Consider the following 24,470-nt stretch of genomic DNA (forward strand, 5'->3'; position numbering starts at 1 on the left):
CTGCACGGGCACAATCAATCGGCGAGACGTACGGGGGCACGCTACCGACTGCCCTTCCCCATCAGGACGGATTTCGCCTCGTTGATCTTCGCGGCGAGATAGGCCGATCCCCCGCGGTCGGGATGATACTGCTTCATCAGCCGGCGATGGGCCGCCTGGATCGCCTTGTCGTCGGCACCCGGCTCGAGCCCCAGGATCTCCAGCGCCTCGCGCTCGGACATCGGTCCGCCGGAGGAGGATGATCGCCTCTCCCCCGTCCCTGCCCCATCGCGCATGCCGGGCTCGTCGCGCCAGTCCGGCCACGTCCGGTCGAGATAGGCCTCCAGAAGCGTAACGCTCTGGTCGGTGAGCCCGGTGCATTGCGTGTGGAGATCGGCAAGCTCGCCAAGCGTCAGGGAAGAGAGCATGCGCCCCGAAAGCGGGCCTGACAGCACCTCGCCGTCCATCGCCCCCGTATCGTGATCGAGCTCCATGGCCAGGATCTGCGTGGTGACGCGCGAGCGCTGGCCGCCGGACCGGGTCCGCCCCGGCCTGCCCATGCCGCCGCCGGGCAGCCCCAGATGCGTCAGCCACGAACTCTTGCCGAGAAGCCCCAGTCCCAGCGCGATCATCGGCAGCCCGATCGCGGGATTGACCCGGATTGTCACGAAAGCGCCGATGGCGAGCACCAGAACGCCCGCGACAATGCGCAGGCTGAAGGCGAGCTTTGCCGGATCGGCCCGCAGGAACAGCCGGCCGAGACCATAGAGGACGACGAGGGCGAGAACGGCCAGGACGAGATAGGACATGGGAGACGCCCGGGGCTCCCGCGCTCAGTCGAGCTGTTCCAGCAGCGCCGTCGCGGCCCCGCCGCCCGCCCTGCTGTGATCGGCAAGCGCCTTGCGCCCGCCGGCGGCATAGACGGCGACGGCGGACAAGAGCTCGCGCAGCTCGCGCGCGGAGCTCCGGTCGAACCGGCACCAGGCGCCGCGCGTCAGCCGCGCGATCTCGCGGAAGGCAGCCTCCGCGACCGGCTCGTGACCCTCCTGGAACATGAAGACGGGAACGCCCAGGAGACCGATCTCGCCGGCCCGCGCGCACAGATCGTCGACATTCTCCTCCACGCAGTCTCCCACATAGACGACCGCATTCACCTTGTGGCGGCGGGCCTCCTTCAGCACATGGGCGAGGACCTTGCGGATCTGGGTGTGCCCGCCGCGACAGTCGACCCCGGTCATCAGGCGGGCAAGGGCGGACGGGTCGCCCACCCACTTGCTCGCCCGGCATTCGGCGAGGCCCCGGAAATAGACGAGCTGGACGTCGAGCCCGCCGATCCGCGCCGTTTCCGCGAACATCTCCGCCTGGATCTGGAGCGCATGGTCCCAGGTCGGCTGCCGGCTCATCGTCGCATCCATGGCAAAGATCAGCCGGCCGCGCGCAGCCCCGGCCTGCGCCGCCGGCGCGGGCCTTGACCGCACCTCGGCCAGAAACGCGCCGACATCCGCCGCGCTCGATGCGGGCTGCCGCGTCTCTCCGCGTCTGACCGGTGCCTTCTTGTCGGACGTCATCTCTTGCCTCAAGGGGCCCGAGGGCCTTTCCGTCAGTCCTCCTGCGCCGCCATGGTGAAGAGCGAGGCATTGCCGCCCGAGGCGGTCGTGTCGACGCTCGTCACGCGTTCGGTGGCGAAACGGTAGAGATAGTGCGGACCGCCGGCCTTGGGACCGGTGCCGGACAGCCCCTCGCCGCCGAAGGGCTGGGCACCGACCACCGCGCCGATCTGGTTACGGTTCACATACATGTTGCCGACCCGCATGACGCGGCGCACCTCCTCAACGGTTCGCTCGATGCGGGTGTGCAGGCCGAGCGTCAGGCCGAAGCCCGTGGCGTTGATCACCTCGCACACCTCCTCCAGCCGGTCGGCGGAATACTGCACCACATGGAGCACGGGACCGAAGACCTCGCGCTTCAGCATGGACAGCGACTCGATCTCGTAGGCCGCCGGCGACACGAAGGTGCCATAGCGGGTATCCGCACCGAGCTCCAGATCGGCCAATATGCGCCCCTCGCGCGCCATGCGCGACTTGTGCTCATTGAGCATCTTCAAGGCCTCGCGGTCGATCACCGGGCCGACATCGGTGGCATAGTCGAGCGGATCGCCGACCTTGAGCTCCTCCATCGCGCCCTTGAGCATGGGCAGCACCCGGTGGGCGACATCCTTCTGCACGAAGGCCACCCGCGCGGCGGAGCAGCGCTGGCCGGCGCTGTCGAAGGCGGAGAAGACGAGGTCGCGCACCACCTGCTCCGGCAGCGCGGTGGAGTCGACGATCATGGCGTTGATGCCGCCCGTCTCCGCAATGAACGGAATGATCGCGCCCTCGCGCTCCGCCAGCGTCCTGTTGATGATGCCGGCGGTCTCGTTGGAGCCGGTGAAGGCCACGCCCGCGCAGCGCGGATCGGCGATCAGCCGGCCGCCGACGGTGGCGCCGTCGCCCGGCAGAACATGCAGCACATCCTCCGGCACGCCGGCCTTGTAGAGCAGCTTCACCGCCTCCACCGCGATCAGCGGCGTCTGCTCGGCGGGCTTGGCGATGACCGTGTTGCCGGCCGCGAGCGCCGCCGACATCTGCCCGGTGAAGATCGCCAGCGGGAAGTTCCAGGGCGAGATGCACACGAAGACGCCGCGCCCGTGAAGGCGCATCTCGTTGCGCTCGCCCGTCGGCCCCGGCATGATCACGGGGCCTGCGAACTCCGCGCGGGCGCGGGCTGCGTAATAGCGCAGGAAGTCGACCGCCTCGCGCAGGTCGGCGATCGCGTTCTCCAGCGACTTGCCGGCCTCGCGCACGATGATGGCGACAAGCCGCGCCGTCTCCGTCTCGTAAAGGTCGGCGGCCCGCTCCAGGATCGCCGCACGCTCCGCCCCGCCGATCATGTCCCAGTCGTGGCGGGCCGCATGCGCCCTGGCGAGCGCCTGCTCGACCGCCTCCTCGCCGGCCTCCACGACCGTGCCGACCTCGACACGATTGTCGTGCGGCGACACGACGGTGCGCGCCTCGCCCGCCACGGGCTTGCCGGCGACCATCGCGGCGGCGGAAACGCCACGCTCGAGCGCGCCATGCACATCCTTCAGAAAGGCGCCGCGCGTCGTGTCGTCCCACAGCGGCAGCCCGTGGGAATTGCGCCGCGGGGAGAAGATGTCCTTTGGCAGCGGAATGCCCGGATGCGGCAGAACCTTCAGCCGCTCCGCCTCCTCCACCGGATCGGCGATGATGTCGCGGATCGGCGCCTCGTCATTGGCCAGCCGGTGCACGAAGGACGTGTTCGCGCCATTCTCCAGAAGCCGGCGGACCAGATAGGCGAGCAGGTCCTCATGCGTGCCGACGGGCGCGTAGATCCGGCAGGGCATGTCGAGCTTGTTGCCGCCGACCACCTCGTCATAGAGCGCCTGTCCCATGCCGTGCAGACGCTGGAACTCGAAGCCGCGCCGGTCGCCGGCCATCACCATGACGGCGGCCAGCGTGTGGGCGTTGTGGGTGGCGAATTGCGGATAGAAGACGTCGAGCCGGCTCAGCATGAAGCGCGCGCAGGCGAGATAGGAGATGTCTGTCGAGACCTTGCGCGTGAACACCGGATAGGCGTCGAAGCCGCCCTCCTGGGCAAGCTTGATCTCGCTGTCCCAATAGGCGCCCTTGACGAGCCGGACCGGCAGACGGCGATGCGTGACCTGGGCGAGCTCGGCCAGCCATTCGAGCACCGGATAGGCGCGCTTGCCATAGGCCTGGACGGCAAGGCCCAGCCCGTCCCAGCCGGCAAGGGCCGGTTCCTGCGCGAGCCGGCCGAACAGGTCGAGCGAGAGATCGAGCCGGAAGACCTCCTCGGCATCGATGGTGATGCCGAGATCGCGCCCGCGCGCCATCTCGCACACTGCGAGGACGCGCTGATAGAGCTCCGTCTCCATGCGGTCGATCTTCTTCGGCTCGTAGCGGGGATGGAGCGCGGAGAGCTTGACGGAGATGTTCGGACGCTCGAAGACCGTCTCGCCGGGCTTCATGGGCCCCGCCTTGTCGGCCGTCGTCTTGAGCGCGTGCATGTAGGAGTCGAGATAGGCCCGGGCGTCCTCGTCCGTCATCGCGGCCTCGCCCAGCATGTCGTAGGAGAAGCGGTAGCCGACAGCCTCGCTCTCGCGCGCGATGTCAAGCGCCTCCTCGATGGAACGGCCGAGCACGAACTGCCGGCCCATGATCTTCATGGCATGGCGCAGCGCCTGGCGGATGAAGGGTTCGCCGGAGCGCGCGACGAGCCGGTTGAAATAGCCGAACAGGTCGCGCTTCGGCTCGTCGCCGAGCTTGATGACCCGCCCGGTGAGCATCAGCCCCCAGGTGGAGGCGTTGACGAACAGCGACTCGGAGTGGCCGAAATGCTCCTCCCACTGGCCGCCGCCGATCTTGTCGGCGATCAGCTTGTCGGCGGTCGCGGCGTCGGGCACGCGCAGGAGCGCTTCGGCCAGGCACATCAGCACCACGCCCTCCTCGCTGGAGAGCGAATATTCCTGCATGAAGGCGTCGATCCCGCCGGTTTCGCGGCGGCCGGCCCGGACCGCATGCACGAGACGGCGGGCGAGCGCCTCGACCTCCTGCTTGGAGGCATGGTCCAGCCGCGCCCTGTCGATGAGCTCGCGCACCACCGCTTCCTCGTCCGCCATGAGGCGTTGCGCGATGGCGTCGCGCGGCGGCAATGCAGGAACAGGAAGGTTCAGTGTCTCGGCAGGCTGCGCCATGATCTCCGTTCTCCTCGAACACCGGCGGCCGGTCCGTCGCGCCGGTCCCATCGTCTTGTTCTCGATTATATCAGCGCGCAGGGCCCCAAGGCCAATCGGCCAGGGCGCCGCACCCCTAACGGCTATGGACAAATCACATGCGGCCTGCTCAAACAAGACCCATCTCGGAGGCGGTCCAGCAAAGGGGTACCCGGTCATGGCGGAGCTTGCCGTTGCGCGCACGGTCGCCCAACTTCGCGAACAGGTTTCCCGATGGCATGGCGAAGGGCTTCGCGTGGGCCTCGTGCCGACCATGGGCGCGCTCCACGAGGGCCATCTCTCGCTGATCGACATTGCACGCAGCCATGCCGACCGCGCGGTCGTCTCGCTGTTCGTGAACCCCACGCAATTCGCGGCCAACGAGGATCTCGACACCTATCCCCGCGACGAGGACGGCGACCGTGCGAAGCTCGCGGCGCGCGGCGCCCATCTGCTCTATGCGCCGGACGTCTCGGAAATCTATCCGGCCGGCTTCGCCACCAGCATCACCGTCGCCGGCCCGGCCGAGGCTGGACTTGAGGACCGCGCCCGCCCCCATTTCTTCGCCGGCGTGGCGACCGTCGTCTCCAAGCTCCTGATCCAGGCGCAATGCGACTGCGCGGTGTTCGGCGAGAAGGACTACCAGCAGCTTCTCGTGATCCGGCGTCTGGCGCGCGACCTCGACATCCCCTGCACGATCCTCGCCGGGACCACGGAGCGCGACGGCGACGGCCTCGCCCTGTCCTCCCGCAATGCCTATCTGGGCGAGGAGGAGCGCGCCATCGCCCCCATTTCCATGCGACACTCTCCTCCGTCGCCGACATGATCCGCGAGGGCGTGGCCATCGGAGCGGCCTGCGAGACCGGCATGCGGGTCCTCGCCCGGGGCGGGTTCGAGGTCGATTATCTCGAGGTGCGCGACGCGGAGACCCTCCAGCCCGTCGGCGCCAAACCGGACCGTCCCCTGCGGGTCCTGGGCGCCGCCTTCCTCGGCAAGACGCGGCTCATCGACAATGTGGCGGTCTGAGCCCTTCGGGCCTCGTCACGAGGCGCCCGAAAGGGCCTTCTCCATCGCGTAATTGTGGATCGCGACACCGGCGATGGCCAGATCGCGCCGCGCGGTCACACAGAACCCCTTGCGCTCGAAGAAGCCGCACGCGGCCTCGCTCGCCTCGACATGAAGACGCGCCATGCCGGCCTCGCGCGCGATGGCCTCGAGGCGATCGAAGAGGCTGGAGGCGATGCCTTGGCCGGCGGCCTCCGGCGCGCAATAGAAGAGATCGATATGACCGTCCGCCTCCAGGTCGGCGAAGGCCAGCGGACAATCCCCGCCATCGGCCGCGACGAGGGCCGTTCGGCCGTCCGACAGGCGCTCGTGCAGCCGTCCCGCATCGGCGGTCCGGGCCCACGCCTCCACCTGCTCGGGCGAATAGAAGCCGGCCCCCAGCCCCCTGACGGAGCGGGCATAGAGATCGGCGAGCGCGGCAGCATCCGCCGGCCTGTAGGAACGGATGGCCACCGACATCAGATCAGCCCGAGTTCCATCAGCTCGGCGCGCATCTCGCTCGGCAAGCCGTCCATGTCGCCGCCCTTCGGCAGGTCCGCCGGGGCGTCCTCGGGCTTGAGATAGCGCCACCCCTGGAAGGCCCGCCGCGGCGTCGGGCGGACGGGCACGAGCTCGGGATCGAAGACGAGCCGGCAGCGGCCGATCCCCTCGGCATCCGTGAACGGCCTGATCTCCACCACGCGCTGGCGTAGCTGGATCTGCCCCCTGATCACCCAGTAGAGCGAGCCGCCCGCCACGACCTCGTCGGCACGCTTCGGCACCATGCGCGTCGTGTGGAACAGCTCCTCGCCGCGCTTCAGCCGGCGCTCCTGATAGCGCGCGAGATCGTCGATGGAGTCGACGCCCACGCACAGCTTGATGAGGTGAACGGTCATGGCGTAAGGACTCTAGCGCCGCCGCAGCGATCCGCTCAAGCAGCGACAGCGGCCTCTCCGGCGATCTTCACCAGCTTTTTCAGGATCGAGCGCACGCCTTTCATGCGCTCCTCCTCCGTCTCCCAGCCACGCTTGAGCACGAGCTTGTGGTCGGGACGCAGCTTGGCGAGCGCGCCCTGCTCGTTCAGATAGCCGACCAGCCCCGCCGGATTGGCGAAGTCGCCATTGCGGAAGCCGACCACAACGCCCTTCGGCCCGGCATCGACCGTGGCGATATTGGCCGCGCGGCACAGGAGCTTGATCGAGACGACCTGGAGAAGCTGCTCCACCTCCTCCGGCAGCGGGCCGAAGCGGTCGCGCAGCTCCGCCGCGAAGCCCTGGATCTCCTGATCGGACCCCAGATCGGCGAGCCGGCGGTAGAGCCCCAGGCGAAGCTCCAGATCCTCCACATAATGTTCCGGGATGAGCACGGCCGTGCCGATATTGATCTGCGGCGACCAGCGCTCGGTGTCCGCCTCCTCCTCGCCGGCGCGCAGGCTCGCCACGGCCTCCTCCAGCATCTGCTGGTAGAGCTCGTAGCCGACCTCCTTGATATGGCCCGACTGCTCGTCGCCGAGCAGGTTACCGGCGCCGCGTATATCGAGATCGTGGCTGGCGAGCGAGAAGCCCGCGCCCAGCGAATCGAGCGATTGCAGGACCTTCAGCCGCCGTTCCGCCCCCGGCGTCAGCACCCGTTCGGCGGGCACGGTGAGAAGCGCATAGGCACGCTGTTTCGACCGGCCGATGCGGCCGCGGATCTGGTAGAGCTGGGCGAGGCCGAACATGTCGGAGCGATGCACGATCAGCGTGTTGGCGGTGGGGATGTCGAGGCCCGATTCCACGATGGTCGTGGACAGCAGCACGTCATATTGCCGGTCGTAGAAGGCCGACATGACGTCTTCCAGCTCGCCCGACGCCATCTGGCCATGCGCCACGGCGACCTTCACCTCCGGCACCTGCTCGGCGAGGAATTCCGAGATCCGCCCCAGATCGGAGATGCGCGGGCACACGTAGAAACTCTGGCCGCCGCGATAGTGCTCGCGCAGAAGCGTCTCGCGCACGGTGACGGGATCGAAGGGGGTGACGAAAGTGCGCACCGCCAGCCGGTCGAGCGGCGCGGTGGTGATGAGCGACAGGTCGCGCACGCCCGTCAGGGCGAGCTGGAGGGTGCGCGGGATCGGCGTGGCGGTCAGCGTCAGCACATGCACATTGGCGCGCAGCTCCTTCAGCCGCTCCTTGTGCTTGACGCCGAAATGCTGCTCCTCGTCCACGATCAGGAGCCCCAGATCGCGGAATTCGTTCTTGGTACCGAGAAGGGCGTGCGTACCGATGACGATATCGACATCGCCGGAGGCCAGCCCCTTCTTCACCTCGTTGATGTCCTTGCGCGAGACGAGGCGGGAGATCTGTTCGATGCGCATCGGCAGGCCGCGGAAGCGCTCCGCGAAGGTCGCGTAGTGCTGGCGGGCGAGCAGCGTGGTCGGCACCACGACGGCGACCTGCCGGCCACTCATCGCCGCGATGAAGGCGGCGCGCAACGCCACCTCCGTCTTGCCGAAGCCGACATCGCCGCACACGAGCCGGTCCATGGGCCGGCCGCTCTGGAGATCCTCGATGACGGCCTGGATGGCGTCGTGCTGGTCCTCCGTCTCCTCATAGGGAAAGCGCGCGCAGAACTCCTCATAGAGTCCGTCCGGCGGGGTCATGACATCGCCGGACTTCATGGCGCGGGCGGCAGCCGTCTTGATGAGCTGATCCGCCATCTCCTTGATGCGTTCCTTGAGGCGGGCCTTGCGCGCCTGCCAGCCCTGCCCGCCGAGCTTGTCGAGCTGGGCGCCCGCCTCGTCGGAGCCGTAGCGCGACAGGAGCTCGATATTCTCCACCGGCAGGAACAGCCGATCATTGCCCGCATAGGTGATGTAGAGGCAGTCGTGCGGCGCGCCCTGCACCTCGATGGTGCGCAATCCCTCGAACTGGCCGATGCCGTGATCGACATGGACCACGAGGTCGCCGGGAGAAAGGCTCGACAGCTCCTGGATGAAGTCGCTCGCGCGGCGCGTCTTGCGCGCGCGCCGGATGAGCCGGTCGCCGAGAATGTCCTGCTCGCCGATCACGGCAAGCTCCGGCGTCTCGAAGCCCGTTTCCAGGCCGAGCGTCACCACATTGACGATCTGGCGGTCGCGCGAGGCCGCCTCCGGCCAGCCTACCGCCTCCACCACCGGCGAGATGTCGTGATCGTGGAGGATATTGACGAGCCGCTCGCGCGCGCCATCGCTCCAGCAGGCCACCACCACGCGCTTGCCGTCGCTCCTCAGCGCCTCCATGTGCCGCTTCAGCGCCTCGAAGACGTTGCGCTCCTTCTGGGCACGCTCCGGCGCGAAGTTGCGGCCCTGGCGCCCGCCGAGCGGCACGATGCGGCGGCCCGCCGTCTCCGGCACGTCGAAGGGCGTGAAATCCGCAGTGGGAAGACGGCGGAGCCGCTCCGCCCATTCGTCGGCCTCGATATAGAGACGCTCCGGCGGCAGGGGCTTGTAGAGCGCCGCGCCGAAGCTGTCCTGATCCTGCGCCTGCCGGCGGGCCTCGTAATAGTCGCTCACCTGCTCGCGGCGCGCGGTCATGGCATCGCCGGCGAGATGGTCGAGGCTGACGAGCGCCCAGTCGGCATAGTCGAAGAGCGTGGAGAGCGTCTCGTGGAACAGCGGCAGCCAGTGCTCCATGCCCTGATAGCGGCGCCCCGCACTCACCGCCTCGTAGAGCTCGTCATTGCCGGTCACCCCGCCGAAGGTCGAGGTATAGGCGGTGCGAAAGCGCGCGACGGTCTCGTCGTTGAGCAGGACCTCGCTCGCCGGATGCAGGTCGAACCGCTTGAGCTGGCCGGTCGTGCGCTGGGATTGCGGATCGAAGCTCCTGACCGATTCGAGCGTGTCGCCGAAGAAATCGAGCCGCACCGGCTCGGCAAACCCCGGCGGATAGATGTCGACGATGCCGCCGCGCACCGCATATTCGCCAGGCTCCAGCACCGTGCCGGTCCGGCTGAAGCCGTTCTCGGCGAGGAAACTCTGGATGCGTTCGGGATCGACCAGATTGCCGGGCGCCGTCGACAGAGAGGCGCGCCCTATGGTGTCGGCCTCCGGCACGCGCTGGACGGCGGCGTTCACGGTGGCGACCACGACGGTCGGGCCGGAGGGGGCGCCTTCGGCCAGCCGCGACAGCGTGGCCACGCGTTCCGCCGCGATCTCCGGGCGCGGCGAGACACGGTCATAGGGCAGGCAGTCCCAGGCGGGGAAGGTCTCCACCGTCACGTCGGGCGCGAAGAACCGCAGCGCCTCGACAATCGCGCTCATGCGCTGGTCGTCGCGCGCGAGATGGAGCACCGGCCGGCCGCTCTCGCGCCCGTCCGCGCCGGCGCGGCCATGGGCAAGCCTTGCCAGATCGGCGAGAACGAGTGCGTCATAGCCTTCCGGCACGCCTGAGACGGTGGTTTCGCCAGCCGCGGCGAACAGTCCGGCAAGCGCTGTCGTATCCTTCGGGGTCATTCGTCCTGGTTCTTCTGTCGTATGGCGCCGGCTAACCCTGGCGCCGGGCATAGTCTCCGGGCCGGTAGCGAACCGCCATGAGGGCGGCGAGAAGCGGCGTGTCGTATTCCGCCGGCACGGCCTCGCGCCCGGCGATCCAGTTGTAGAGCGTGCCGTCGGGAAGTGCGACCAGCGCTTCCAGCTCGTCGAGCGCTGCCGCGTCCATGTCGCCGATCCGCTCGCGAACGAACCCGCCGAGCAGAAGATCCATCTCCTTCATGCCGCGATGGGCCGCGCGCCAGGCAATCCGGCGCTTGCGCGTCTCGATGGTCTCTTTCGTGCTCATGGGTCTCGCCCGATCCGTTCCGAATGGGTTATTGATGCCTCTCGCCCGTGTGGCGCGCCGGCCCGCGTGGCATGTCCTTGCATGTGCTTCATAGGCGTTGTCGCCGGTTCAGTTCAACCGATACGAGGCAGGCTCGATGCAGATTGCGATCATAGGCTACGGCTCCCTGATCTGGGATCTGGAGAGCCTTGCGCCCCATACGAGCGGCGGCTGGCGGCGCGCGGCCGGGCCGGACCTGCCCGTGGAGTTCAGCCGAATCTCGCCCAAGCGCCTCGATTCTCTGGTGCTCGTGCTCGATCCCGAACACGGCGCGCCGATGCCCTCCAGCTACATTGCGAGCGCGCGCCGCGACATCGAGGAGGCGATCTCGGACCTCGCCGCGCGCGAACGCGCCCCGGCCGAGCGCATCGGCTTCGTCGACGCCCGCACCGGCGGCCACCGCGCGAGGGTTCCGCGCATCCTCAACACGGTCGCCGCCTGGGTGGAGCGCCAGCGACTGGACGGAGCCGTCTGGGCCGATCTCGACGGCAATTTCGCCGAACGGACCGGACAGCCCTTCTCGCTCGAGGCCGGCCACGACTATCTGAAAACGATCTCTGGCGCGAGCCTCGCGGAAGCCAAACGCTATATCGACCTGGCTCCCGGCGAGATCAAGACGCCGCTGAGGCGGCGCCTCGATGCGGACCCCTGGTGGCAGGGCCTGCCCGCACCTGTCCTTCCGGCCTGAGCCCCATGCGCCCCGGCCTCCTCAACCCGCTCTTCGCCTCCGCATCGTCGCTTCGCGGCGTGGGCGGCAAGCTCGAACGCACGCTGGCCAAGCTCGTGAGGACCAACGGCCATGGCGCAGACGGCGCGCGCGTGGTCGACCTCCTCTGGCACCTGCCGTCGGGCGTCATCGACCGCAGCCGGCGTCCGGCCATCTCCGCGCTTCCCGAGGAGGGGGTCGTCACCGTGGAGGTCACGGTCGCCCGCCATGTGCCGCCGCCGTCGCGCCGCGCACCCTACCGGGTGGAATGCACCGACGAGACGGGCGTTCTCACCCTCGTCTTTTTCCACCCCCATGTGGACTATCTCCTGCGCATCCTGCCCGTGGGCGAGAAGCGCTATGTGAGCGGGGACGTCGACTGGTTCTCCGGCACGCCGCAGATCGTCCATCCCGACTATGTGGTCGCGCCCGACGAGTTCGCGGAGCTGCCGCTCGTCGAGCCCGTCTACCCCATGACCGCCGGCCTGTCCCCGAAGGTCCTGCGCAAGGCGATCCACGGAGCGCTGGAGGTCGTTCCGGAGCTGACGGAATGGCAGGACGCGCACTGGCTGGAGCGCCAGGGGTGGCCCGGCTTCAACGCCGCGCTCGCTGCCGTCCACGAGCCCGGCGGCGAGGCGGATCTCCTGCCCTCCGCCCCGGCCCGGGCGCGCCTTGCCTATGACGAGCTCCTCGCCAATCAGCTCGCTCTGGCCCTCGTGCGCCGGCGCCTGAAGAAGGCGGCGGGACGCTCCGTTTCCGGCGACGGCCATCTGCGCGCGAAGGTCGCCGCCGCCCTGCCCTACAGCCTGACCGGCGCGCAGGAGGGGGCGATCGCCGACATCCTGCGCGACATGGCGGCGGGCGAGCGCATGCTCCGCCTGCTCCAGGGCGATGTCGGCTCGGGCAAGACGGCCGTCGCACTGATCGCCCTTGCCGCCGCGGTGGAGGCCGGCACGCAGGGCGCCTTCATGGCGCCGACCGAGATCCTCGCCCGCCAGCATCTCGACACGCTGCGCCCGATCTGCGAGGCCGCCGGCATGACGGTGGAGGTGCTCACCGGCCGCGAGGGCGGCAAGGCGCGCGCGGGCGTCCTCGACAGGCTCGCCAGCGGCGAGACGCAGATCGCCATCGGCACCCATGCCCTGTTCCAGGACGACGTCGCCTTCGCCGATCTGGGGCTCGTGGTGATCGACGAGCAGCACCGTTTCGGCGTCCATCAGCGCCTCGCGCTCCAGAACAAGGCGGCTGCCGGCGCCGACATGCTGGTGATGACGGCCACCCCCATTCCGCGCACGCTGAGCCTCACGCTCTATGGCGACATGGATGTCTCCCGGCTGACCGAGAAACCCGCCGGGCGCCAGCCGGTGGAGACCCGCGCCCTGCCCTTCGAGCGCGTCGGCGCCGTCATGGAGGGGTTGAGGCGCGCCATAGACGGCGGCGCGCGCGCCTATTGGGTCTGCCCGCTGGTGGAGGAAAGCGACAAGAGCGAGCTCATGGCCGTGGAGGCGCGCTACGCGGCCCTGTCGGAGCTCTTTCCCGGCCGCGTCGGGCTCGTCCATGGCCGCATGAAGGGGCCGGAGAAGGACGAGGTGATGGCCCGCTTCCAGAGCGGCGACATCGCCATACTGGTCGCCACGACCGTCATCGAGGTCGGGGTCAACGTGCCCGAGGCCACGATCATGGTGATCGAGAATGCCGAGCGTTTCGGGCTCTCCCAGCTCCACCAGCTTCGCGGCCGCGTCGGCCGGGGCACGGAGCGCTCGAGCTGCGTGCTGCTCTATCAGGGACCGCTCGGCGAGACGGCCGCGGCGCGGCTGAAGATCATGCGCGACACCGAGGACGGTTTCGTGATCGCGGAGGAGGATCTGCGCCTGCGCGGGGCGGGCGAACTTCTCGGCACCCGCCAGAGCGGCATGCCCACCTTCAAGGTGGCGAGCCTGGAGCTCCACGGCGATCTCCTCGCCGCGGCCCGCGACGATGCCGGGCTCATTCTCTCGCGCGACCCGGAGCTCTCCAACGCCCGCGGCGAGGCCCTGCGCACCCTGCTCTACCTCTTCGAGCGCGACGAGGCCGTGCGGACCCTGAAGGCGGGGTAGGACATCGTGTATCAGTCTGAATGCCCGCGATGAGCGGAAAGCGGTCGCTTGCGGATCAGTCCGCCACGACGAGCCGGTATCCTGCATCATATTCGTCAAGGGCGAGCAATTCGGCGTAACGGCGTTCCCACTCTCCGGTTTCGAGATCCCGCTTCAGATCTTGCAACCCTGCTTCAACGTTGCCGATGGCCCAAAAGGACGAGCTGCCGGATCGGATATACGGATCGAGATAGGCTGCTGGCCGGCGCCAGTAGGCATAGAGGAATCCGTCGCTGCAATCGTGCGGCACCGGAACCGGTGCGATCTCCACTGAGCCCAACCATCGTTCGTAGTCGGGCATCGTCGGCATCTGCGCCTCGTCCAATGCCGCCAGTTCGGGAAGATAGTCCGTCAGCCACGGCCGATGCGACGGATCGAACGTGAGCAGGACGATCCGACCGCGTGTCACGCGGCGCATCTCGCGCAAGCCGGCCTCCTTGTCGGGCCAATGATGAATGGTCAGGATCGCCATGGAGGCGTCGAAACTCTTGTCATCGAATGGCAGGTCATCGGCGCTGGTCTGAATGGCCTCGGCCGCCGCCGGACTGCGCTTTCCGATCATCTCGCGCGAAGGCTCGACGGCGATCAGGGAGCGATCGGTCGGCTCGTAGGAGCCGGTGCCTGCGCCAACATTCAAAACGGTTTGCGCTGGCCCGAGTGCGCTCTCGATCATCCCGGCTATCCGCCGGTCCGGCTTGCGAAGCTCCGCATAACTGTTTCCGATGATGTCATACTTCGCATTCATCGCGCTTCACACCGTCCGGCTTATGTCCCCCTCGCGCGCGAACAGCGCATCCATCTCGTCGTGCGGGATGGCGACGTCGGCGAACTCGAAGGAGCCCTCGTTCAGCACCTGCCGTGCGGAGAAGCGCAGGAGGCCCGCCATGGAACGCATGAGGCAGCCGCCGAGCGACACGCGCCGCACGCCCGCCGCCTCCAGCGCCCTGAGCCCCGGCATGCCCGGCCCGGGCACCACCACATTGAGGGGCCCGTCTATGGCCGTGACCAGCCGCGCGATGGTCTCCCGGTCGGTCACTGCAGGCACGAAGGCGCAGTCGGCACCGGCGGAGAGATAGGCGTTGGTGCGTGCGACCGCGTCGTCGAAGATGTCGCCCGACCCTCTCGTGCGGTCGTAGAACCCGTCGGTTCGCGCATTGATGACCAGATGGACGCCCCGGCCCTCTCCGGCTGCGCGGGCGGCGGCGATCTTCTCGCACATTGCCGCGGTCTCGATGAGCGCTCCCCCGCCGGCGTCGGACGCATCCTCGATATTGACGCCGATGGCCCCGGCATCGAGCACCGCCTCGGCCATGAGCGCCACCGCCTCGGGACTGTCGCCATAGCCGCGCTCGATATCCGCCGTCACAGGGATCCGCACGGTCCGCGCGATCCTGCCGATGACGGCGACCATCTCGCTCGGCGGCACCTGTTCGCCATCGGGATAGCCGAGCGAGAAGGCAATGCCCGCGCTCGTCGTGCCGACGGCCGGATAGCCGACCTCCTCCAGGATGCGAGCGCTCGCCGCGTCCCACGCATTGGGCAGCACGAACACGCCGTCGCGCTCGTGCATCATCCTGAACCGATCCGCCTTGTCCTGCTGGCTCATGGCCGCCCTCCCCGCGCCTGGCGCTGTCTGCCGGTTTGCCGCCCGACATGTCTTGCCCTGATCTCTGGCGGGTATATCATGACGCGTCACATCCCGTTCGTCCCGAACATTTCCATGTCCATCGCACCGACGCAGTCCCGCTTTCGTGCTCCGCCGCGCGGCATCCGCCAGCCCGGTCTGTTCGATGTCGGCAAGGTCATCCTTCTGGGAACGCTGTGGGGATCGGCCTTCCTGGCCATCAAGATCGCGGTGGAGGAGACGGAACCCGACCAGCTCGCGCTGATCCGCGCGGTGACCGCGTTCCTGCCCGTCGCGCTCGTGATCTGGATCAGGCGCCTGCCGCTACCCGACAACCGTACGGACTGGGCGCTCATCATCGCGATGAGCCTCTTCAACACGGTATCGCCCTTCCTGCTGATCTCCTGGGCGCAGCAGCACATCCCCGCGTCCACCACGGCCCTGATCATGGGAGCCGGGCCGCTCATGACGCTGGTGGTGGCGCATTTCACCACCCATGACGACCGGCTGTCGCTGCCGAAGCTGGCGGGCATGGCCGCGGGCTTCGGCGCGCTGCTGCTCGTCATCGACGGCAGCGCGGACCCCGCCGCGGCGGACGGCGACAGCATGCTCGCGCGGCTCGCCGTGCTCGCGGCGGTCGCCTCCTACATCGTCGCATCGGCCATGATCCGCCATGTGCGCTCGGCGGGCGCGGTTTCCATGACGGCGATCAACATGTCCGTCGCCATCGCCGTCCTGATCCCCGTCGTCGCCTTTCGCGGGGCGTGTCGTGGCAGGCGATCAGCCCCACCGGCTGGCTGGCGCTGGTCTATCTCGGGCTCCTGTGCACCGGCGCGAGCAACCTTCTGCGCTTCCACATCGTGCTCTCCGTCGGGCAGAGCTTCGCCGCACTGGCAAGCTATGTGATGCCGGTCGTGGGCGTGCTGCTCGGCGCCGCCGTTCTCGGCGAGCCGCTTTCGCCGAGCGTGGTCGCCGCGCTCGCGCTCGTCCTTGCGGGCTTCGCGCTCGCACGGCGTGGCCGCTAGATCAGCGGGCGTTAAACCGGACTCGATTGAACGCCCGCTGATCGATTCCAAAGTGTTGGAGCAACTCATCTGCGTCCAACCGGACGCAGCTTGCTCCAATCTCCATCCCCCGCTATCCGAGGACGGAGAAGCTGCTTTCCTCGTTGATCTCGCGGCGGCGGGAGTAGAAGCCGACATCGATCGTGCGGCCGGTATGCTTCAGCGCGAACTGCAGCGGATCTGCGTCGTGGTCGTGGCCCGCCTGGCAGCGTTCGATCAGGTCCGCCATCATGGCGCCGGCCACGGGCGCGTTCTTGAACTGGTTCCCGCTGGTGCCGATGGCCATGTAGTAGCCCGGCACGCACGACTTGTCGTAGATCGGAATCCAGTCGTCGGCCACGTCGTAGAGATCGACCACGCCGCGCATGGTGCTCGGAATGCCGAGATCGGAGAAACGCTGCGCGGCGCGCATGGCCTGGACGCGCCATTGCTCGGAGAAATTCGTGTCGTAGTCGTCCGGATCGACCCATTCGCGCGTATCGCACTCGGGATCCTCCGAGCCGACGAGCAGGAAATTGCCCTTCTCTGGCCGCGTATAGCAGGAGATGTCGCTGTCGGAGGTGACGAAGCCCGTCTCGTCCCAGCCCTCCGCCGGCATGGGCACATGAACGACCTCCTGCTTGAGGGCGCGCGTGGAGATGTTCATGTCGCCGGTCGCGCCCGCCATCTCGTTCACCTTGTAGGAATGCGGGCCCGCCACATTGACGACGACCGGCGTCGCGATCCGCTCGCCGTTTTCCAGCACGACGCCGGAGATCGCGCCCGAGCCGTCCTTGAGAATCTCCGCGACGCGCGCATTGAACCGGAAGGCGCCGCCGGCCGCCTCCGTCGCCCTCTGGAGATTGTGGGCCGAAAGCTGAGGGTCGGTGATGTAACCCGCAGCCGGGAAGAAGACCGCGCCGTCGAGCTCCGGTCCCGTCGGCGTGCCGAAGCGCTCGTCCTCCGGGCGACAGGCCGGCGCATAGGAGCGCAGGTCGAGGAAGGGCAGCTTCTCCTTGACGGTCGCCGTGTCCCATTCCTCGTAGGGGATGGCGAGCTTGTCCATATTGGCCTTGATCTTCGCCAGATGGCCGTTCGCCTCGGTCTTCATGACCATGCAGCCGGTCGCGCGGAACTCCGCCAGACCGCGCTCGTCGTCCGCGCCCAGATAGTTCGCCCAGTCCTTCCAGTAGAAGAACCCCTCATAGGCAATGGCGGCGCCGTCCACAGTCGAATAGTGGGTGCGTATGATCGCGCAGGACCCCGACGTCGAGCCGTATCCCGCCGCCGGCAGGGCGTCGACATTCAGCGTCCGCCAGCCCTTGCGCGCAAGCTCCAACCCCACCGCAGCGCCGATCACACCGGCACCGATAATGACCGCATCGTAACTGTCTGCCATTGCCTGTCCTCTTGATTGCGAACCGTTTTGGATACATAGTGCGCTCCCTGAGGGTCAGCCGGGCGAAGGCCGGGACGCGCAGGGTGCGTCGGGTTCGCAAGGGAAGCTAGACCCGAACGGGGCCGCCGCAATGGTCGGGATGGTGCGGCGGAGACGCGCCGCAAGAGCGGCATACTATGTCGCCCTGACCCGCAAAAATCGACCTCATATTGCCCAAACCATCATTTTGCAAAAACGCAGCGGGCCGATGCAATTACGCATCACGCCGTCCAAACAATTGTAAATATTGACAATTTTCGGCTTTTCCCGCCTTCGGCCGCTCACCTGTCCCAAGACGCGCCTATACACTACCTTTCAATGGGATTACCGGTTCACAGTGCACTTGTGCACGCCGCAACCGATTTGGCGCTGAAAGGCCCCCACGACCGTCATGAGCGAGACCGACCAGTCCAGACTGCTGATCGTCGACCACGACGATGCTGCACGCTCGGTCCTTGCCGATACCGGCGAGGGGTTCGGCTACGACGTTCTGCCGATCGGCCGGGGCGCCGACTTCGCCGGCGCCTATCGCAGTTTCAGGCCGACCATGGTCTGCCTGAACCTGGAGCTGCCCGACATGGACGGGATAGAGCTCCTGCGCTGGCTGTCGGAGCAGCCCTCGCCCGCGCCGATCATCATGACCAGTCATCTCGACGGCCGCATCCTGACGTCTGCGATGTCCCTCGCCAGGAGCCGCCGCCTCCCTGTCTTCGGCACGCTCTGCAAGCCGCTCAACAGCGAGGGAGTCACAAGGTTGTTCGAAAGCACGGTCAGGACGGCCGGCCCCATAACCCCTCGCGAGATCGAACGAGCGCTTGAGGCCGGGGAACTCCGGGTCCGCTATCAACCCAAGATCGACCTCTCGGCTGCTGCCGGCCTTCCCGTGCGCGGCGCGGAGGCGCTGGTGCGCTGGAGCCATCCCGAGCGCGGCCTGCTCACGCCCGAGCGCTTTCTCCCGGCGGTCGAGCGGGGCGGATACATGGACCGCCTGACGGATCACGTCTTCACAAGCGCGCTCGGCGAGCTCAAGTCCTGGCACCGGCTCGACGACACGCTCACCATGGCGATCAACCTGTCGGCGACCACGCTGCGCGATCTGGACATGCCCGACCGCTTCGAGAGCTTCGCGCGCGAGGCCAACGTTCCGCTCGACCGCATCATCCTGGAGATCACGGAAACCAGCGCGCTCGGCGACGACCCGCATGCGCTGGACGTGCTCACGCGCCTCAGGCTGAAGGGCTTCGGCCTGTCGCTGGACGATTTCGGCACCGGCTATTCCTCGCTCGTCGAGCTCTACCGCATGCCGCTCAGCGAGCTGAAGGTCGACAAGTCCTTCGTGGCGCATCTCGACAGCGACCGCGAGGCGCGCATCATCGTGCGCTCCATCATCGATCTCGCCCAGAATCTCGGATTGAAGACCTGCGCCGAGGGTGTCGAGACGCCCGGCGCGCTGGATTGCCTGCGCGAACTCGGCTGCGACCAGGCCCAGGGCTTCTTCATCACCGTCCCTCTCGCATCCGGCACACTCGACGCCTTCCTGACGCGCTGGCGCGAGAAGGCCATGTCGCTGCGGCTCGTCGCCTCCAACGTTCCGGAGGGCGCAGTCCAGCACATTGCATGAATTCCCGCACCGGGGACTCCTGAAGAGCCGTGGATCGTCGCGCCCTCCCTCGACAATCCGCGGCTCTTTTTTCTTTGTCGAGGTGTGTCAGTCGACCCGGTCGCCCCGCGCCCAGGCCTCGCGCAGCGCCGCGCAATGCGCCTCCAGCCGGCCCTCCGCAATGGCCGCGCGCAAGCCGGCCATGAGGTCCTGATAGTACCAGACATTCGCCCAGCTCAGCAGCATCGGCCCCAGATACTCGCCGCAGCGGAAGAGATGGTGCAGATAGGCGCGCGAATACTGGCTGGCCGCGGGACAGGCGCTTTCGGGATCGAGCGGACGCGGATCCTCCGCATGGCGGGCATTGCGCAGATTGATCCGGCCGAAGCGCGTGAAGGCCTGCCCGTGCCGGCCCGAGCGCGTCGGCATCACGCAATCGAACATGTCGATGCCGCGCAGGACCGACAGCACGATGTCCTCCGGAGTGCCCACGCCCATCAGGTATCGCGGCCGGTCTTGCGGAAGCATCGGCACCGTCGCGTCGAGCGTGGCGAGCATCCGCTCCTGGCCCTCCCCGACAGCGAGCCCGCCGACCGCATAGCCCTCGAAGCCCATATCGACGAGGCCCCTCGCGGACACCTCGCGCAACCGCGGATAGACGCTGCCCTGCACGATGCCGAAGAGCGCACGGCCGAGCCCCGCCTGGGCAGCGAAGGCCGCCTTCGACCGCTCCGCCCAGCGCAGCGACAGGTCCATGGAGACCTCCGCCGCATCCTCCTCGCAAGGCCACGGCGTGCATTCGTCGAAGACCATCTGGATGTCGGAGCCGAGCAGGCCCTGCACCGCGATGGAGCGCTCCGGCGTCAGCATGTGGCGCGAGCCGTCGATATGCGACTGGAAGGCGACGCCCTCCTCGGAGAGCTTGCGCAGCTTGGCCAGCGACATGACCTGGAAGCCGCCCGAATCGGTGAGGATCGGCCGCGGCCAGCGCATGAACTCGTGGAGCCCGCCAAGGGCTGCCACGCGCTCCGCGCCCGGCCTCAGCATCAGGTGGTAGGTGTTGCCGAGAATGATATCGGCCCCCGCCTCGCGGACCTGATCCGCATAGAGCGCCTTGACGGTGGCCGCCGTGCCGACCGGCATGAAGGCCGGTGTGCGGATATCGCCGCGGGCCGTGCGGACCAATCCGTGGCGCGCGCGGCCGTCGGTCTGGAGAACGGAAAAGGAGAACGGTTTCGAAACGGTCATTTGTCGGTCTGGGCGCGCGCGTCGCCTTGCCGGTGGAGCAGGCAGGCGTCGCCATAGGAATAGAAGCGATAGCCGCCTGCGATCGCATGGGCATAGGCCCGCTTCATGAGCTCAAGGCCGGAGAAGGCGGAGACCAGCATGAACAGCGTCGAGCGCGGCAGGTGGAAATTGGTCATGAGGAGATCGATGGCGCGGAACGGTAGCCCGGCGTGATGAAGATGTCGGTTTGGCCGGAAAACGGCGAGATCGTGCCGTCTTCGCCCGCAGCCGATTCCAGGAGTCTCAGCGAGGTCGTACCCACCGCAACGATCCGGCCGCCGGCGCAGCGCGCCTCGTTGAGCAGTGCCGCCGTCTCCGCGCTCACCTCGCCGGTCTCGGCATGCATGGCGTGGTCGCGCGTATCCTCCGCCTTGACCGGCAGGAAGGTGCCGGCCCCCACATGGAGGGTGACGAAGGCCCGGCGCACGCCCCTCTCCTCAAGCCGCGCGAACAGCGCGTCGGTGAAATGGAGCCCGGCGGTCGGAGCCGCCACCGCGCCCTCGCGCCGGGCATAGACGGTCTGATAGTCGGCGAGGTCGCGCTCGTCCACCGCGCGCCTGGCGGCGATATAGGGCGGCAGGGGCATGACGCCGAGCTCGGCCACGGCCTCGTCGAGAACCGCGCCATGGAAGTCGAAGGACAGGGCAATCTCGCCGCCCTCCCCCTTCTCCGCCACCGTCGCGTCCAGCATGCCGGCGAAACACACCTTGCCATCCTCGCCGAAGCGGATGCGGTCGCCGGGCCGAAGCTTGCGGCCGGGCTTTGCGAAGGCCCGCCAGCGGGCCTCGTCGACCCGCTGGTGGAGCGTGACCTCGATGGCGGGCTCGGTCTCGCCGCGCCCGATCCGGCGGCCGGACAGGCGCGCCGGGATCACCCGCGTGTCGTTGAAGACGAGAACGTCGCCCGGCTCCAGGAGCGCCGGCAGGTCGCGCACATGGCGATCCTCCAGCCGCTCGGGCTCGTCCCCGCCCCCGACGACGAGCAGGCGAGCGGCATCGCGCGGGCTCACGGGCCTCAGCGCGATGCACTCGTTCGGCAGCTCGAAATCGAAGGCGTCGACTCGCATGGCGGCATATCGCCCCCGGAAGGGACTATGGCCTCACTCGCCCTTGGCGTCGGCGGCGACCTGCATCTTCACGATGGTGTCGGGATCGCTGACCGAACCGCTCTGGCCCGCCCCCTTCTTGATCTGGTCGACATAGTCCATGCCGTCCACGACCTCGCCGAACACGGTGTACTGGCCATTCAGGAATTCCGCATCGTCGAAGCAGATGAAGAACTGGCTGTTGGCGCTGTTCGGATCGGGCGTGCGGGCCATGCCGACAGTGCCGCGCGTGAACGGCTCGCTGGAGAATTCCGCCGGCAGGTCGGGATAGTCCGAACCGCCGCCGCCGGTGCCGGTCGGATCGCCGGTCTGCGCCATGAAGCCGTCGATCACGCGGTGGAACTTCAGCCCGTCATAGAAGCCCTCGCGGGTGAGTGTCTTGATGCGCTCCACATGCTTGGGCGCGAGATCCGGGCGCAGCCGGATGACGACGCGTCCGTCCTTCAGATCCATATAGAGCGTGTTCTCCGGGTCGAGCTTGGGGGCGCGGCGCCGACGGCCGGCACCATGGCGAGAAGAAGCAGTCCTGACAAAAGGCTCACGAGCTTTCCCATCATTCGAATCTCTTGGCTGTGTTGGTGTCGGTCGCTACGCGCGATCGAGCGCGGCATCGATCCGACGGCGAACGATATCGGGCACGAAGGGCGAAATGTCCCCGCCCATGCGCGCGATCTGCTTGACGAGAGACGAGGCGATCATGCGCGTATCAGGGCTCGCGGCAAGGAAAATCGTCTCCACGTCGCCGGCCATGGCCGCGTTCATCTGCGCCATCTGGACCTCGTAGTCGAAATCGGAGGCATCGCGCAGGCCGCGCACCATGACATGCGCACCCTGGCTGCGCGCCGCCTCCACGGCGAGCGTGTCGAAAGTCGCCACCTCGATGTCGCACCCCGCCGTCTGGCCGAGCGGGACGCACACCTCCTCCAGGAGTGCCACGCGGTCGGACGCCGGCAGAAGCGCCGTCTTGCCGTGATGCACGCCGACGCCGAGCACGAGCCGGTCGACGAGCCTCGCCGCCCGCGCGATCACGTCGATATGACCGTTCGTCACCGGATCGAAACTGCCCGGATAAAAGCCCGTCCGCATGTCTTCTCCTGCCAAGGCCCGACCGGGATGCCGGATCGGCTTTGTCGCCCCGCCCCTACTAAAGCATTTTGGCGCGAAGGGAAATGGCGCCTCCCGCGCGCCTGGACGGTAAGCAAATCCGGCCCGGCTACAGGATCTGGCTCAGGAACTCCCTGGTGCGCGGGTCCGTCGCCTCGGTAAAGAAGCTGCTGGGCGGCCCGTGCTCGACGATAACGCCGCGGTCGGTGAAATAGACATGGTCGGCCACCTCGCGGGCAAAGCCCATCTCGTGGGTCACCAGAATGCAGGTCATGCCTTCCGCGGCGAGCTCCTTGATGGTGACGAGCACCTCCTTCACCGTCTCCGGATCGAGAGCCGCGGTCACCTCGTCGAACAGCATAACGTCAGGGTTCATGGCCAGCGACCGCGCGATGGCCACGCGCTGCTGCTGGCCGCCGGAGAGCTCGCCGGGATAGCTGTCCTCCTTGCCCTCCAGCCGCACCTTCTTGAGCAGCGCACGGGCCCGCGCCTCCACCTCGTCCTTCGGCTGCTTCAGCACCACGAGCGGCGCCATCATGACATTCTGGAGCGCCGTCTTGTGGGGGAAGAGATTGTATTGCTGGAACACCATCCCGACCTTCTTGCGCAGCGCGAGCTTGTCGAGATCGGGCACATGCACCTCCTGGCCCTCCACCGTGATGGAGCCCGACTGGATGTCGTTCAGCGCGTTGATGCAGCGGATGAGCGTCGACTTCCCCGAGCCCGACGGGCCGATGATGCAGATGACCTCGCCCTTCATGACGTCGAAGGAAACGCCCTTCAGAACCTCCAGGTCGCCGAAGGACTTGTAGACGTCCTTGAGCGAGACGATGGGCTGGTCGGGTGTCCATTGCTGCGCCATGGCGGCATTCCCCTGTTCACAGCTTGACCGCCATCCGCCGCTCCAGCGCCATGGTCCAGCGCGCGATCGGATAACAGTAGATGAAGAAGACGACGAGACAGAAGCCGTAGAACGGCACCAGAAGCTCCGGCCGGCTGTTCTCTGCCGCCATGGCCTGGCGCGACAGGGTCACGATCTCCTCCACGCCGAGGATGGAGACGAGCGGTGTCGCCATGGTGAGGATCGCATACCAGTTCATCCAGGGCGGGATCATGCGCCTGAAGCATTGCGGCAGGATGATGCGCCACATGGTCTGGCGCCGCGTGAAGGCCAGCGACTCCGACGCCTCCCACTGGCCGGACGGCACCGACTGGATGGCGCCGCGGACGACCTCGGAAATATTGCCCGCAATCGGCATGGACAGCCCGAAGACGGCCTTCATCCAGTCCGGCACGGGGATCGTGAGAGAGCCGATGGAGATCTCGAAGGGGAAGGCCAGCATCACGATGAAGAGCAGGACGAGCCATGGCGAATTGCGCAGCGCCTGGGTGACGAGCCAGGCGGGCTTGCGGATCATGGATGCCGGGGAGACCTGCATCAGCCCGAGCAGCGCGCCGGCCGCCGTGCCGGCAAGCATTGTGAAGACCGAGATCAGGATGTTGAAGAGGAAGCCGTCGACCAGCAGATACGGCATCCAGCGCAGGAGCGCGGCGGTTGCATCCCCCATCGTGTAGACGGACTGCGCATGGGCGGCAACCGGCCACAGCACGATGGCGGCCATCAAGGCCGGCAGGCTCCACCAGGGAAGCCCCGCAACGAAGCGCGAGAAGGACAGACCCGCCGCATCGCCCGGCGGATCGAAGCGCACGGGCTTCAGCACGGGCAGATCCGTCGCGGCCGGGGCATCGACGCCCGGAATGGGTCTTGCGCGCGCCAT

20 protein-coding genes and 2 pseudogenes are annotated in these 24,470 nt (G+C 67.8%); 6 read left to right on the forward strand and 16 right to left on the reverse strand.

The window, feature by feature from the left end; genetic code table 11:
- Nucleotides 1-41 precede the first annotated feature (41 nt).
- The 3 genes from HW532_RS02190 to putA are packed head-to-tail and all read right to left on the reverse strand — an operon-like array spanning nucleotide 42 to nucleotide 4,753.
- Nucleotides 42-788 carry a DnaJ domain-containing protein gene (locus HW532_RS02190; RefSeq protein ID WP_213162856.1) on the reverse strand — a complete coding sequence of 249 codons (747 nt, stop codon included), beginning with the start codon at nucleotides 786-788 and terminating at the stop codon, nucleotides 42-44.
- Between the two features lie 24 nt (nucleotides 789-812).
- The gene (locus HW532_RS02195; RefSeq protein ID WP_213162857.1) at nucleotides 813-1,547 is read right to left on the reverse strand and encodes a VWA domain-containing protein; all 735 of its coding nucleotides are present in this window, start codon (nucleotides 1,545-1,547) and stop codon (nucleotides 813-815) included.
- Between the two features lie 32 nt (nucleotides 1,548-1,579).
- Entirely contained in the window at nucleotides 1,580-4,753 is a 3,174-nt protein-coding gene (putA, locus tag HW532_RS02200) for a bifunctional proline dehydrogenase/L-glutamate gamma-semialdehyde dehydrogenase PutA (protein WP_213162858.1), read from the reverse strand.
- Between the two features lie 196 nt (nucleotides 4,754-4,949).
- Here putA and panC point away from each other — a divergent pair.
- Nucleotides 4,950-5,797 (forward strand): annotated as a pseudogene (panC, locus tag HW532_RS02205) (pantoate--beta-alanine ligase).
- Nucleotides 5,798-5,812: 15 nt separating this feature from the next.
- Here the strand turns inward: panC and HW532_RS02210 are convergent.
- The 4 genes from HW532_RS02210 to HW532_RS02225 are packed head-to-tail and all read right to left on the reverse strand — an operon-like array spanning nucleotide 5,813 to nucleotide 10,611.
- A complete protein-coding gene (locus HW532_RS02210) occupies nucleotides 5,813-6,295 on the reverse strand; it encodes a GNAT family N-acetyltransferase (protein ID WP_213162859.1) in 483 nt (160 codons plus the stop codon).
- Nucleotides 6,295-6,711 carry a DUF1489 family protein gene (locus HW532_RS02215; RefSeq protein ID WP_213162860.1) on the reverse strand — a complete coding sequence of 139 codons (417 nt, stop codon included), beginning with the start codon at nucleotides 6,709-6,711 and terminating at the stop codon, nucleotides 6,295-6,297. Before HW532_RS02215 ends, HW532_RS02210 begins: the two co-directional genes overlap by 1 nt.
- Nucleotides 6,712-6,746: 35 nt before the next feature.
- Nucleotides 6,747-10,286: a transcription-repair coupling factor gene (gene mfd, locus HW532_RS02220; RefSeq protein WP_213162861.1), complete on the reverse strand. Its 3,540-nt coding sequence runs from the start codon at nucleotides 10,284-10,286 to the stop codon at nucleotides 6,747-6,749.
- A gap of 31 nt (nucleotides 10,287-10,317) precedes the next feature.
- On the reverse strand, nucleotides 10,318-10,611 hold the full coding sequence (locus HW532_RS02225; RefSeq protein WP_213162862.1) for an FAD assembly factor SdhE: 294 nt from the start codon (nucleotides 10,609-10,611) through the stop codon (nucleotides 10,318-10,320).
- Nucleotides 10,612-10,747: 136 nt separating this feature from the next.
- Between HW532_RS02225 and HW532_RS02230 the strand changes: the two genes are divergently transcribed.
- Both HW532_RS02230 and recG read left to right on the forward strand, forming a co-directional pair.
- The gene (locus tag HW532_RS02230; RefSeq protein ID WP_213162863.1) at nucleotides 10,748-11,338 is read left to right on the forward strand and encodes a hypothetical protein; all 591 of its coding nucleotides are present in this window, start codon (nucleotides 10,748-10,750) and stop codon (nucleotides 11,336-11,338) included.
- Nucleotides 11,339-11,343: 5 nt separating this feature from the next.
- Nucleotides 11,344-13,452 (forward strand): ATP-dependent DNA helicase RecG, encoded by a 2,109-nt coding sequence (gene recG, locus HW532_RS02235; RefSeq protein WP_213162864.1) that lies wholly within the window; start codon nucleotides 11,344-11,346, stop codon nucleotides 13,450-13,452.
- Between the two features lie 55 nt (nucleotides 13,453-13,507).
- On the opposite strand, the gene HW532_RS02240 is transcribed toward recG, so the two are convergent.
- Together HW532_RS02240 and HW532_RS02245 are read right to left on the reverse strand one after the other, a co-directional pair.
- Nucleotides 13,508-14,236, reverse strand: coding sequence for a class I SAM-dependent methyltransferase (locus tag HW532_RS02240; RefSeq protein ID WP_213162865.1), 729 nt, complete (start codon nucleotides 14,234-14,236; stop codon nucleotides 13,508-13,510).
- Nucleotides 14,237-14,242: 6 nt separating this feature from the next.
- Nucleotides 14,243-15,097: an isocitrate lyase/PEP mutase family protein gene (locus tag HW532_RS02245; protein WP_213162866.1), complete on the reverse strand. Its 855-nt coding sequence runs from the start codon at nucleotides 15,095-15,097 to the stop codon at nucleotides 14,243-14,245.
- Nucleotides 15,098-15,175: 78 nt separating this feature from the next.
- Between HW532_RS02245 and HW532_RS02250 the strand changes: the two genes are divergently transcribed.
- On the forward strand, nucleotides 15,176-16,021 hold the full coding sequence (locus tag HW532_RS02250; protein ID WP_213162867.1) for a DMT family transporter: 846 nt from the start codon (nucleotides 15,176-15,178) through the stop codon (nucleotides 16,019-16,021).
- Nucleotides 15,937-16,140 (forward strand): EamA family transporter, encoded by a 204-nt coding sequence (locus HW532_RS21990; protein ID WP_246479898.1) that lies wholly within the window; start codon nucleotides 15,937-15,939, stop codon nucleotides 16,138-16,140. Before HW532_RS02250 ends, HW532_RS21990 begins: the two co-directional genes overlap by 85 nt.
- Nucleotides 16,141-16,252: 112 nt before the next feature.
- Here the strand turns inward: HW532_RS21990 and HW532_RS02255 are convergent, their stop codons facing one another.
- On the reverse strand, nucleotides 16,253-17,557 hold the full coding sequence (locus HW532_RS02255) for an NAD(P)/FAD-dependent oxidoreductase (RefSeq protein WP_213162868.1): 1,305 nt from the start codon (nucleotides 17,555-17,557) through the stop codon (nucleotides 16,253-16,255).
- A gap of 430 nt (nucleotides 17,558-17,987) precedes the next feature.
- On the opposite strand from HW532_RS02255, the gene HW532_RS02260 reads away from it, so the two are divergent.
- A complete protein-coding gene (locus tag HW532_RS02260; RefSeq protein WP_213162869.1) occupies nucleotides 17,988-19,217 on the forward strand; it encodes an EAL domain-containing response regulator in 1,230 nt (409 codons plus the stop codon).
- Nucleotides 19,218-19,304: 87 nt separating this feature from the next.
- Here HW532_RS02260 and tgt read toward each other — a convergent pair whose 3' ends face one another.
- The 6 genes and pseudogenes from tgt to HW532_RS02290 form a co-directional block, all read right to left on the reverse strand.
- Nucleotides 19,305-20,444 carry a tRNA guanosine(34) transglycosylase Tgt gene (gene tgt, locus HW532_RS02265; RefSeq protein WP_213162870.1) on the reverse strand — a complete coding sequence of 380 codons (1,140 nt, stop codon included), beginning with the start codon at nucleotides 20,442-20,444 and terminating at the stop codon, nucleotides 19,305-19,307.
- Nucleotides 20,441-21,549: pseudogene (queA, locus tag HW532_RS02270) on the reverse strand (tRNA preQ1(34) S-adenosylmethionine ribosyltransferase-isomerase QueA). Before queA ends, tgt begins: the two are co-directional and overlap by 4 nt.
- 33 nt (nucleotides 21,550-21,582) lie before the next feature.
- Nucleotides 21,583-22,041 (reverse strand): peptidylprolyl isomerase, encoded by a 459-nt coding sequence (locus HW532_RS02275; protein ID WP_213162871.1) that lies wholly within the window; start codon nucleotides 22,039-22,041, stop codon nucleotides 21,583-21,585.
- A gap of 135 nt (nucleotides 22,042-22,176) precedes the next feature.
- The gene (gene coaD / locus HW532_RS02280) at nucleotides 22,177-22,674 is read right to left on the reverse strand and encodes a pantetheine-phosphate adenylyltransferase (protein ID WP_213162872.1); all 498 of its coding nucleotides are present in this window, start codon (nucleotides 22,672-22,674) and stop codon (nucleotides 22,177-22,179) included.
- A gap of 127 nt (nucleotides 22,675-22,801) precedes the next feature.
- Nucleotides 22,802-23,554, reverse strand: a complete 753-nt coding sequence (locus HW532_RS02285; protein ID WP_281397146.1) for an amino acid ABC transporter ATP-binding protein — start codon at nucleotides 23,552-23,554, stop codon at nucleotides 22,802-22,804.
- Nucleotides 23,555-23,570: 16 nt separating this feature from the next.
- Complete coding sequence (locus HW532_RS02290) at nucleotides 23,571-24,470, reverse strand: amino acid ABC transporter permease (RefSeq protein WP_213162873.1); 900 nt, start codon at nucleotides 24,468-24,470, stop codon at nucleotides 23,571-23,573.

It is taken from the genome of Kaustia mangrovi (genome assembly GCF_015482775.1).
GTDB classification, from domain to species: domain Bacteria; phylum Pseudomonadota; class Alphaproteobacteria; order Rhizobiales; family Im1; genus Kaustia; species Kaustia mangrovi.

What these genes read in the sequence shown, in the direction of transcription:
- HW532_RS02240 (WP_213162865.1), bottom strand. Translation starts at nt 14,236, where the DNA reads ATGAATGCGAAGTATGACATCATCGGAAACAGTTATGCGGAGCTTCGC.
- mfd (WP_213162861.1), bottom strand. Translation starts at nt 10,286, where the DNA reads ATGACCCCGAAGGATACGACAGCGCTTGCCGGACTGTTCGCCGCGGCT.
- HW532_RS02275 (WP_213162871.1), bottom strand. Translation starts at nt 22,041, where the DNA reads ATGGATCTGAAGGACGGACGCGTCGTCATCCGGCTGCGCCCGGATCTC.
- HW532_RS02290 (WP_213162873.1), bottom strand. Translation starts at nt 24,470, where the DNA reads ATGGCGCGCGCAAGACCCATTCCGGGCGTCGATGCCCCGGCCGCGACG.
- HW532_RS02245 (WP_213162866.1), bottom strand. Translation starts at nt 15,097, where the DNA reads ATGAGCCAGCAGGACAAGGCGGATCGGTTCAGGATGATGCACGAGCGC.
- HW532_RS02190 (WP_213162856.1), bottom strand. Translation starts at nt 788, where the DNA reads ATGTCCTATCTCGTCCTGGCCGTTCTCGCCCTCGTCGTCCTCTATGGT.
- HW532_RS02260 (WP_213162869.1), top strand. Translation starts at nt 17,988, where the DNA reads ATGAGCGAGACCGACCAGTCCAGACTGCTGATCGTCGACCACGACGAT.
- HW532_RS02250 (WP_213162867.1), top strand. Translation starts at nt 15,176, where the DNA reads ATGACGCGTCACATCCCGTTCGTCCCGAACATTTCCATGTCCATCGCA.
- HW532_RS02285 (WP_281397146.1), bottom strand. Translation starts at nt 23,554, where the DNA reads ATGGCGCAGCAATGGACACCCGACCAGCCCATCGTCTCGCTCAAGGAC.
- putA (WP_213162858.1), bottom strand. Translation starts at nt 4,753, where the DNA reads ATGGCGCAGCCTGCCGAGACACTGAACCTTCCTGTTCCTGCATTGCCG.
- HW532_RS02210 (WP_213162859.1), bottom strand. Translation starts at nt 6,295, where the DNA reads ATGTCGGTGGCCATCCGTTCCTACAGGCCGGCGGATGCTGCCGCGCTC.
- HW532_RS02230 (WP_213162863.1), top strand. Translation starts at nt 10,748, where the DNA reads ATGCAGATTGCGATCATAGGCTACGGCTCCCTGATCTGGGATCTGGAG.
- coaD (WP_213162872.1), bottom strand. Translation starts at nt 22,674, where the DNA reads ATGCGGACGGGCTTTTATCCGGGCAGTTTCGATCCGGTGACGAACGGT.
- HW532_RS02195 (WP_213162857.1), bottom strand. Translation starts at nt 1,547, where the DNA reads ATGACGTCCGACAAGAAGGCACCGGTCAGACGCGGAGAGACGCGGCAG.
- recG (WP_213162864.1), top strand. Translation starts at nt 11,344, where the DNA reads ATGCGCCCCGGCCTCCTCAACCCGCTCTTCGCCTCCGCATCGTCGCTT.
- HW532_RS02215 (WP_213162860.1), bottom strand. Translation starts at nt 6,711, where the DNA reads ATGACCGTTCACCTCATCAAGCTGTGCGTGGGCGTCGACTCCATCGAC.
- tgt (WP_213162870.1), bottom strand. Translation starts at nt 20,444, where the DNA reads ATGACCGTTTCGAAACCGTTCTCCTTTTCCGTTCTCCAGACCGACGGC.
- HW532_RS02255 (WP_213162868.1), bottom strand. Translation starts at nt 17,557, where the DNA reads ATGGCAGACAGTTACGATGCGGTCATTATCGGTGCCGGTGTGATCGGC.
- HW532_RS02225 (WP_213162862.1), bottom strand. Translation starts at nt 10,611, where the DNA reads ATGAGCACGAAAGAGACCATCGAGACGCGCAAGCGCCGGATTGCCTGG.